At 60.9% G+C, this 10,172-nt stretch carries 9 protein-coding genes; 5 read left to right on the forward strand and 4 right to left on the reverse strand.

The genetic code is table 11. The annotated features are described in order from the left end of the window. Positions 1–131: 131 nt before the first annotated feature. From B0W55_RS26855 to B0W55_RS26870, 4 genes are all read right to left on the reverse strand, one after another. Entirely contained in the window at positions 132–980 is an 849-nt protein-coding gene (locus B0W55_RS26855; protein ID WP_077048938.1) for a cache domain-containing protein, read from the reverse strand. Positions 981–1,219: 239 nt separating this feature from the next. Continuing rightward, the gene (locus B0W55_RS26860) at positions 1,220–2,095 is read right to left on the reverse strand and encodes an ATPase (protein ID WP_077048939.1); all 876 of its coding nucleotides are present in this window, start codon (positions 2,093–2,095) and stop codon (positions 1,220–1,222) included. A gap of 89 nt (positions 2,096–2,184) precedes the next feature. Next, positions 2,185–3,177, reverse strand: a complete 993-nt coding sequence (locus B0W55_RS26865; RefSeq protein ID WP_077048940.1) for an NAD(P)-dependent oxidoreductase — start codon at positions 3,175–3,177, stop codon at positions 2,185–2,187. Positions 3,178–3,271: 94 nt separating this feature from the next. After that, complete coding sequence (locus tag B0W55_RS26870; RefSeq protein ID WP_077048941.1) at positions 3,272–4,171, reverse strand: LysR family transcriptional regulator ArgP; 900 nt, start codon at positions 4,169–4,171, stop codon at positions 3,272–3,274. A gap of 97 nt (positions 4,172–4,268) precedes the next feature. On the opposite strand from B0W55_RS26870, the gene B0W55_RS26875 reads away from it, so the two are divergent. From B0W55_RS26875 to B0W55_RS26895, 5 genes are all read left to right on the forward strand, one after another. After that, a complete protein-coding gene (locus B0W55_RS26875; RefSeq protein WP_077048942.1) occupies positions 4,269–4,670 on the forward strand; it encodes an ACT domain-containing protein in 402 nt (133 codons plus the stop codon). 5 nt (positions 4,671–4,675) lie between these two features. After that, positions 4,676–5,278: a LysE/ArgO family amino acid transporter gene (locus tag B0W55_RS26880; protein WP_077048943.1), complete on the forward strand. Its 603-nt coding sequence runs from the start codon at positions 4,676–4,678 to the stop codon at positions 5,276–5,278. Positions 5,279–5,453: 175 nt separating this feature from the next. After that, positions 5,454–6,050, forward strand: a complete 597-nt coding sequence (locus B0W55_RS26885) for a superoxide dismutase (protein ID WP_016773431.1) — start codon at positions 5,454–5,456, stop codon at positions 6,048–6,050. 381 nt (positions 6,051–6,431) lie between these two features. Then, the gene (locus B0W55_RS26890; protein ID WP_077048944.1) at positions 6,432–8,483 is read left to right on the forward strand and encodes a bifunctional diguanylate cyclase/phosphodiesterase; all 2,052 of its coding nucleotides are present in this window, start codon (positions 6,432–6,434) and stop codon (positions 8,481–8,483) included. Positions 8,484–8,713: 230 nt separating this feature from the next. Continuing rightward, positions 8,714–10,066 (forward strand): imelysin family protein, encoded by a 1,353-nt coding sequence (locus B0W55_RS26895; protein ID WP_077048945.1) that lies wholly within the window; start codon positions 8,714–8,716, stop codon positions 10,064–10,066. Positions 10,067–10,172: the final 106 nt, after the last annotated feature.

The following is a 10,172-nucleotide window of genomic DNA, read 5'->3' on the forward strand; positions in this document are numbered from 1 at the left end:
GTAGAGAGACCGCGTCGACTTCATTCGCGAGCAAGCCCGCTCCCACACATTGATCCCGTTCCGCCTGGGGGAACACGGTCGAATGTGGGAGCGGGCTTGCTCGCGAAGGCGTCATCCCTGATACCCAAAGGTCAAGGGCTGTAATACCCCACCGCCACCAGAAAATGCCCGACCTTCTTCAGGTAGGCATGCTTGGCCTCGACCTTACCGGTCACTGGATTCTTCCAGCGGTACTCATATTCGCCATAATCCTGCTTGCCGATCAGCGCCAGGATCGGTTCGCCCACCGGTTTGCCCTCCGGGTCCTTGATCTTGGCGAAATCGGTGTTGATCAGCCGCAAATTGGTGCCGTGGGCGACGTAGCGCTGGGTATTGAGGTCGACGACAAACACATACAGGTCATCCTGCAGGTAACCGCCCTTGAGCGAATTGATCGCCGCCAGGGTGCCCTTCTCATCCTTGGCCAGGTCGGCCGCTGCTTTGTTCAGCAGCGCCATGGCCTGTTCTGCCGAGGCTCGTGGCAGGTAGTAGCCGACTGCCAGGATCCGCTGGCCGACACGCTGGTAGTACACGTGTTTGCGCTCGACCTTGCCGTCGGCCCAGTTCTGCCAGCGGTATTCGGCCTGCTGAATGCCATTGCCTTCCGGCACTTTCAAGGCGTCCTTGAAGGTTTTCTGCAAATCCGGACCGAGCACTTCGGAGACATCCCGCCCGATCAGCGCCGCGGACGGTCCGCCGCTGGCGAGCATCACGCCTTTGGTGTCGAGCACGAATACATAGCGGTCCTTGTCGACGAACTCGCCTTGCCGGCTGAACGCGGCGAAGGCCTTGTCGCCGTTGTCGTGGTAGTAAGCCAGGGCCTTTTCCAGCAAGGCGATGGCGGCCTTGCTGTCGTCCTGTTCGGTGGAAGCGGCTTGCGCCTGGCCAAGCCCCAACAACAGCAGCCCGCCCAGCAATGCCAGTTTTTGCAGAAACCCCATAGTGCATTCCTCGTTCCTGATTGTGTTTGAGGAGCGTAGACGGATTGGGGATGAGGGAGGGGCTTTGTGAAGCAGGGCGCTTGTGATTGAGGCGCTTTTTTGTGGCGAGGGAGCTTGCTCCCGTTCGGCTGCGCAGCAGTCGCAAAGCCTGCAACCCAGATGTGACTGACCGATTGCAAGGGAGCGCTTCGCACTCCAGCGGGAGCAAGCCCCCTCGCCACGGGTTTTCGAAAATGCAGTTACTGCCGAGCCCGCAACTGCTGCTGCAGGTTCTGGATCTGCGCCTGAAGGGTATTGATGTTGCGAGTGACCTGGCCGCGGAAGGCGTCGAATTCGGCGGTGTTGGTCGCTCCCTGAGCCGCTGCCGGGCGGTTGTCCTGCACGCTTTTGAGCACGATCATGTCCTGCTCAAGTCGCTCGATGGCGGCACTCGGGTTGCCCTGTTTCTTCAGCACGGCAATGTCGGCAGCGAGGCTTTTCAATTGTGCGTCGAACTTTTCCGTGTCCGCCGGGGCATTTTTCAGTGCGCCCAGTTCGCCGGTCACGGTTTTGAGCTGAGCCTGCAACTGGGTGTTGGCGCTCTGCAGTTCGGTGTTCAAGGCCGAGACCTGGGTCAGGCGTTTATCCAGCTCACCGGTTTGCGCACTCATCTGCGCCAGGCGCTTGTCCAGTTCCGAGGTCTGGCCGGCCACGCCTTGTTGCTGCTGGCTCTGATCCAGCAGTTTTGTCTCCAACTGCCTGATTTGCAGTTTCAAGGCTTCACTGTCGCTGTTGACGTTGGTTTGACTCGCCACCACCTTGCCGGAAATGTCCTGCAAGCGCCCCGCCGCCTCTTCACTGATGCGCGCGAAACTTTCCTGGGTCGCCACCAATTGCTGCTCCATCAGCGAAATCTGCTGAAAGCTCCACCACGCAAGGCCCGCGAACGCAAAGAACAGCGCGCCGACCAACGCCCACAACGGGCCGGTGCCCGCACTCTTGACCTTCACCACAGGCGCTGGCCGCGAATGCACGGAGGTACGGGTCGTCACCGGATAATCATCGTCGTCGAGGGTGTCGGCACGCAGGCTCGGCACATCATCGAAGTCGTCGTTGGCATCGTTACGCATGGACATTCAGTCAACCCTTGTGAATCGGTAATGGCGTGATGCGGCGAGTATACCCCCCACTGCCGCAGCGATTGACCCTCAACCTCATGGTCGGTTCAGTCAACGGCCTGGGCTTTCCACCAGGCGCAAAACTCGTCGAGGGCCGTCCACAGGCTGACCTTGGGGTCGTAATCCAGATAATGCCGGGCGCGGCTGATGTCGAGGGTGAAATTTTTGTTCATGACCTGCATGCCAAGGCGGGACAGGGTCGGTTCCGGACGACCGGGCCACAACTTGCAGACCCCTTCATTGAGCGCCGCCACGGAGTAGGCCAGGCCGTAGGAACGGTAGCGCGTAACCTGTGGGACTTCCATGTTGCGCATGACGTAATTGACCACGTCCCACAGCGGAATCGGCGTGCCGTTGCTGATGTTGTAGGCCCGGCCCAGGGCCGAACCGCTGGCGAGCAGGCTGCTGAGCAACGCCTCGTTGAGGTTCTGCACGCTGGTGAAATCGACTTTGTTCAGGCCGTTCCCGACGATCGCCAGGCGCCCCTTGCGCTGCATCTTGAGCAGACGCGGGAAGATGCTCATGTCACCGGCGCCCGTGACGAACCGCGGGCGCAGGGCCAGGGTTTCGAGACCGAACTCCTGGGCGCCGAAAACCTTCTGTTCCGCCAGGTACTTGGTCGCGGCGTAGTGATGCTTGAAGCGTTTGGGCACCTGTTCTTCGGTCAGGCCCAGATGATCGCGACCGTCGAAATAGATCGACGGTGACGACAGATGCACCAAACGCCGAACCCGCTGTTTCAGGCAGGCTTCGACCACGTTTTCGGTGACCTCGACGTTGCCCTGGTGGAAGTCCTGATAGCGCCCCCACAGGCCCACCGCGCCGGCGCAATGCACCACGGCCTCGACATCGGTACACAATTGGCGGGTGAACTGCGCGTCGCTCAGGTCGCCCTGGACGAACTCGGCACCCCGGCGTACCAGATGCTCCACGGCTTCGGCCCGGCGACCGTTGACCCGCACCTCCAGGCCCTGCTCCAGGGCGAAACGCGCAAAGCGCCCGCCGATGAAGCCGCTTGCGCCGGTGACCAGAATTTTCATGAAGTATTCCTTCGGATACAGCTGCAAGCCTCAAGCTTCAGGCTGCAAGTTAAATATGAGGCGGTGGCACTGCTTGCCGCTTGCAGCTTGACGCTTAAAGCTGCCTGAAGGGCACGAGATACCGCTGGGTCGCGCGCACCAGTTGCTCGGTGAGTAACCCCAACAACTGGCCACCATTGCGCCAATGATGCCAGTACAACGGCACATCGATGGGCTTATCTGGCAACAACTCGAGCAAAGTGCCGCGCTCCAACTGCTCGCGAACCTGCAACTCAGGCACCAGCCCCCAGCCGAGCCCGGCTTCGGCCAGGCGCATGAAGCCTTCGGAGGATGGGCATAAATGGTGTTCGAAACCGCCATCTACCCCCAGGGATGCGAGGTAGCGATGCTGCAGGAAATCGTCCGGACCGAACACCAGCGCCGGCGTGCGGGCCAATTCATCGGCACGCACGCCGTCGGGGAAATGCCGGGCGATAAACGCCGGACTGGCCAACGCGCGGTAACGCATCGCCCCCAGCAATACGCTGCGGGCGCCGGCCACCGGCCGCTCACTCGCGCACAGACAAGCGGCCACCTCGCCGGCGCGCATGCGTTTGAGGCCGACGGTCTGGTCTTCGACGACCAAGTCCAGCAGCAGATGCTGCTGCGCACAAAAATCCCCCACGGCCTGGGCCCACCAGGTCGCCAGGCTGTCGGCGTTCAGGGCAATGCGCAGGCGTTCCGGCAGCCCTTCTTCATCCAGCGCCGGCACCAGGCTTTGCAGATCGCGCTCAAGCAAACGCACCTGCTGCACATGGTTGAGCAGACGCCGGCCGATTTCCGTCGGCGACGGCGGCGTGCCGCGCACCAACACCGGTTGGCCCACCCGCGCTTCGAGCAATTTGATGCGCTGGGAAATCGCCGATTGCGACAACCCCAGGACCTGAGCGGCCCGTTCGAACCCCGCCTGCTCGACCACGGCGGCCAGGGCGGACAGTAATTTGTAGTCGAACATCAGTTTTCCTAATGAGCGATCAGTAGTATTGGTTTTTCTTATACAACGTTGTGCCGGAGAATGACCAGCAAGAACTCTTGAACAGGAAACACCCTAAATGGCTGGCGAAACTTCATTGGCGACACTGCTGCGCAGCATGAGCCCGCAACTCAATGCCGGCGAATATGTGTTCTGCACCCTGCGCGACGGACAGTTGCCACAAGGTGTGGACATCATCGGCAGCTTCCGGGAGCAGGAGGGTCTGACAGTGATTCTCGAACGTTCCCACGCTGAACGGGCCGGTTTCGCTTTCGACTATGTCGCAGCCTGGATCACCCTCAACGTTCACTCGGCGCTCGAAGCGGTCGGCCTCACCGCCGCGTTCGCCACCGCACTGGGAAAAGCCGGCATCAGTTGCAACGTGATCGCCGGGTATTTCCACGACCATTTGTTCGTCGGCCAGGCCGATGCCGAACGCGCCATGCAGGTGCTGCGCGACCTGGCGGCGAATGCGGAGTGACTGGCATGTGGCAAAGCTACGTAAACGGTCTGTTGGTGGCGTTCGGCCTGATCATGGCGATCGGCACGCAGAACGCTTTTGTCCTGGCGCAAAGCCTGCGCCGTGAACACCATTTGCCGGTGGCAGCCCTGTGCGTGGCCTGCGATGCGTTGCTGGTGGCCGCCGGCGTTTTCGGCCTGGCCACGGTGCTGGCGCAGAACCCGACGCTGTTGGCGGTCGCCCGCTGGGGTGGCGCGGTATTTCTGATCTGGTATGGGAGCCAGGCGTTGCGCCGGGCCTGTTCGAAACAGAGCCTGCAACAGGGTGAACACCAGACGGTGCGCTCGTTGCGCGCGGTGATGCTCAGTGCGCTGGCCGTTACCTTGCTCAACCCCCACGTTTATCTGGATACGGTGTTGCTGATCGGTTCTCTCGGTGCGCAGCAGACGGTTCCCGGCGCTTATGTCGTCGGCGCCGCGAGTGCTTCGTTGCTGTGGTTCTTCACCCTCGCACTGGGGGCTGCGTGGCTGGCGCCATGGCTGGCCCGACCCGGCACCTGGCGCATCCTCGATCTGTTGGTGGCGGTGATGATGTTCGCGGTAGCGTTGCAACTGATCATGGCCGGCTGATTTATTCCAAAAGGCTCTGGAACCTCTATTCCACACAGTTGTTGCGTGGTTATGCCTGACCCCCGGTGCTATGATCCGACCCTGCGCCGCAAAGAGTACAAACTCCCCGGCGCTTGTCTGGCCGCCCGTGATCGGCCTTGCGTTCACCGCACCTGACCTGATTAGGAGATCCACCATGGCTTTCGAATTGCCGCCACTGCCTTACGCACACGATGCACTGCAGCCGCACATTTCCAAGGAAACTCTGGAATTCCACCACGACAAGCACCACAACACCTATGTCGTGAACCTGAACAACCTGGTGCCAGGCACCGAGTTCGAAGGCAAGACCCTGGAAGAAATCGTCAAGACTTCCTCGGGCGGCATCTTCAACAACGCCGCTCAGGTCTGGAACCACACTTTCTACTGGAACTGCCTGGCGCCAAACGCCGGCGGTCAACCAACCGGCGCACTGGCTGACGCGATCAACGCTGCTTTCGGTTCGTTCGACAAGTTCAAAGAAGAATTCAGCAAGACTTCCATCGGCACCTTCGGCTCCGGCTGGGGCTGGCTGGTGAAGAAGGCTGACGGCTCCCTGGCCCTGGCCAGCACCATCGGCGCCGGCAACCCGCTGACCAGCGGCGACACCCCGCTGCTGACCTGCGACGTCTGGGAACACGCTTACTACATCGACTACCGCAACCTGCGTCCGAAGTACGTCGAAGCGTTCTGGAACCTGGTCAACTGGAAATTCGTGGCTGAGCAGTTCGAAGGCAAAACCTTCACCGCTTAAGCTCGATGCCAGACAAAAACCCGGCTTTCATGCCGGGTTTTTTTATGGGGACGTTTATATCTGCGGCATCATGTGGCCGCCTGACAAAGCGCATTCGCAAGCTGGGATGAACAAAATGCACCGATGAAACACGCCCCCGCCACCTTGCCCACACGCCACACCCGTCTACCATCAAAAGAAAGGAAAATATCTCCCCCTCCCCCTCAAGTTGAAGGACTCGACAACCGACACACTACTAATCGGATAATTAATCCAGGCACAGCATATCGGCCAAGCTGCAGGCAAAATCCCGCACGGATGATTGACCCTTTGACTGCCATCACGGGATTGCCAATACTCATGGCAACTTGATGCTACCCGCACGGAACAAGGAATAGCCCTTTGAAGCTGGAACTCAAGAACAGCTTGTCGGTGAAGTTGCTCCGGGTCGTGCTCCTGTCGGCATTGATCGTCGGCGTGGTCTTGAGCTGCGCGCAGATCGTTTTCGATGCCTATAAAACACGCCAGGCCGTTGCCAACGATGCCGAGCGCATCCTCGACATGTTTCGCGATCCCTCGACCCAGGCCGTCTACAGCCTGGACCGGGAGATGGGCATGCAGGTAATCGAGGGCCTGTTCCAGGACGACGCCGTGCGCCAGGCCTCCATCGGTCATCCCAATGAAGCGATGCTCGCGCAGAAAACCCGTGAACTGCAGCACTCCAACAGTCGCTGGCTGACCGACCTGATCCTCGGCAAGGAGCGCACCTTCACCACGCAACTGGTGGGACGCGGGCCCTACAGCGAGTACTACGGTGACCTGAGCATCACCCTGGACACCGCCACCTACGGCCAGGGGTTCATTGTCAGTTCGGTGATCATCTTCATTTCCGGTGTGCTGCGCGCCCTGGCGATGGGGCTGGTGCTGTACCTGGTCTATCACTGGCTGCTGACCAAGCCGCTGTCGCGGATCATCGAGCACCTGACCGAGATCAACCCGGACCGCCCCAGCGAGCACAAGATTCCGCAGCTCAAGGGCCACGAAAAAAACGAACTGGGGATCTGGATCAATACCGCCAACCAGTTGCTCGAATCCATTGAGCGCAACACCCATCTGCGCCACGAAGCGGAAAACAGCCTGCTGCGCATGGCCCAGTACGATTTCCTCACCGGCCTGCCAAACCGCCAGCAATTGCAGACGCAACTGGACAAGATCCTGGTCGACGCCGGCAAGCTGCAACGGCGGGTGGCCGTGCTCTGTGTCGGTCTCGATGACTTCAAGGGCATCAACGAACAGTTCAGCTACCAGACCGGCGACCAATTGCTGCTGGCCTTGGCCGATCGCCTGCGCGCCCACAGCGGACGCCTCGGCGCCCTCGCGCGTTTGGGCGGTGACCAGTTCGCCCTGGTCCAGGCCGACATCGAACAACCCTACGAAGCCGCCGAACTGGCGCAAAGCATCCTCGATGACCTAGAAGCGGCCTTTGCCCTCGATCATCAGGAAATCCGCCTGCGCGCCACCATCGGCATCACCCTGTTCCCCGAAGACGGCGACAGCACCGAGAAGCTGCTGCAAAAGGCCGAGCAGACCATGACCCTGGCCAAGACCCGCTCGCGCAACCGCTATCAGTTCTACATCGCCAGCGTCGACACCGAAATGCGCCGTCGTCGCGAGTTGGAGAAAGACCTGCGCGACGCCCTGGTCCGCGAGCAGTTCTACCTCGTCTATCAGCCGCAGATCAGCTACCGCGACCACCGTGTCGTGGGCGTCGAGGCGCTGATTCGCTGGCAACATCCGGAACATGGGCTGGTGCCGCCGGACCTGTTCATTCCGCTGGCCGAACAGAACGGCACCATCATCGCCATCGGCGAGTGGGTGCTGGACCAGGCGTGCAAGCAATTGCGCGACTGGCATGACCAGGGCTTCAGCGACCTGCGCATGGCGGTGAACCTGTCGACCGTGCAACTGCACCACGCCGAGTTGCCGCGGGTGGTCAACAACCTGCTGCAGATGTATCGCTTGCCACCGCGCAGCCTGGAACTGGAAGTCACCGAAACTGGCCTGATGGAAGACATCAGCACCGCCGCCCAGCACCTGCTCAGCCTGCGTCGCTCCGGGGCGCTGATTGCGATCGACGACTTCGGTACCGGTTACTCATCGCTGAGCTACCTGAAAAGCCTGCCGCTGGACAAGATCAAGATCGACAAGAGCTTCGTGCAGGACCTGCTTGATGACGACGACGACGCAACCATCGTTCGCGCGATCATCCAACTGGGCAAAAGCCTGGGCATGCAGGTGATCGCCGAAGGTGTGGAAACCGCCGAGCAAGAGGCCTACATCATCTCCGAAGGCTGCCACGAAGGTCAGGGCTATCACTACAGCAAACCGCTGCCGGCACGGGAATTGGGTGCCTACCTCAAGCAGGCCCAGCGCAGCAATGCCGCAATCTTATAGCGCACACGATCTCCTGTAGGAGCGAGCTCGCTCGCGATGGGCGTCAACGATAACGCGTGAAGCCTGAATGCACGCGACGCGCTTACGTCCATCGCGAGCAAGCTCGCTCCTACAAATAAGAAATATTTCCAAGCACAACCCTTTACACAGAATGCGAAAGATTTGCATTATGTCGCAGTTTTGCGCGCCGAACGCGCCATTCAACCCCCTCTCGAAGCAGGATGTTCGCCATGATTCGTATGCCTCTGGCTACCGCCAGTCTGTTGGCCATCGCAATTTCCCTCGCCGGTTGCGGTGAAGGCAAAGACAAAGAAAAAGCCGCTGCGCCTGCGCCGACTGCCACCGCTGCTGCCCCGGCTGCCCCAGCCGCCGCGCCTGCCACTGCCGGTAAAGTCGATGAAGCCGCCGCCAAAGCCGTTGTCGCCCACTACGCCGACATGGTTTTCGCCGTTTACAGCGATGCCGAATCCACTGCCAAAACCCTGCAAACCGCCGTCGACGCCTTCCTCGCCAAGCCGAACGCCGACACCCTGAAAGCCGCCAAGGCTGCCTGGATCGCCGCCCGCGTTCCTTACCTGCAGAGCGAAGTGTTCCGTTTCGGCAACACCATCATCGACGATTGGGAAGGTCAGGTGAACGCCTGGCCACTGGACGAAGGCCTGATCGACTACGTCGACAAATCCTACGAGCACGCACTGGGTAACCCGGGCGCCACCGCCAACATCATCGCCAACACAGAAATTCAGGTCGGCGAAGACAAGGTCGACGTGAAAGACATCACCCCGGAAAAACTCGCCAGCCTGAACGAGCTGGGCGGTTCCGAGGCCAACGTTGCCACCGGCTACCACGCCATCGAATTCCTGCTCTGGGGCCAGGACCTCAACGGCACCGGTCCTGGCGCCGGCAACCGTCCAGCCTCGGACTACCTGGAAGGCGCCGGCGCTACCGGCGGTCACAACGACCGTCGCCGCGCTTACCTGAAATCCGTGACCCAACTGCTGGTCAGCGACCTGGAAGAAATGGTCGGTAACTGGAAGCCGAACGTGGCCGACAACTACCGCGCCACCCTGGAAGCGGAACCTGCCGAAAGCGGCCTGCGCAAAATGCTGTTCGGCATGGGCAGCCTGTCTCTGGGCGAACTGGCGGGCGAGCGCATGAAGGTTTCCCTGGAAGCCAACTCCCCGGAAGACGAACACGACTGCTTCAGCGACAACACCCACAACTCGCAGTTCTACGATGCCAAGGGCATTCGTAACGTGTACCTGGGCGAATACACCCGCGTCGACGGCACCAGAATGACCGGCGCCAGCCTGTCGTCCCTGGTCGCGAAAATCGACCCGGCTGCCGACACCGCGCTCAAGGCCGACCTGGCCGCGACTGAAGCGAAAATGCAGGTCATCGTCGATCACGCCAACAAGGGTGAGCACTACGACCAGTTGATCGCTGCCGGCAACACCGCTGGCAACCAGATCGTCCGTGACGCCATCGCCTCCCTGGTCAAGCAGACCGGGTCGATCGAAGCCGCCGCTGGCAAACTGGGCATCGCCGACCTGAATCCGGATAACGCTGATCACGAGTTCTGATCGACGCGGGCTGGACGAAAAGGCGACCTTCGGGTCGCCTTTTTCATTGGCACATGCGCGGTTCCAATGTGGGAGCGGGCTTGCTCGCGAAGGCGGTGTGTCAGGC

The organism is Pseudomonas sp. KK4 (assembly GCF_001984065.1).
GTDB lineage: Bacteria > Pseudomonadota > Gammaproteobacteria > Pseudomonadales > Pseudomonadaceae > Aquipseudomonas.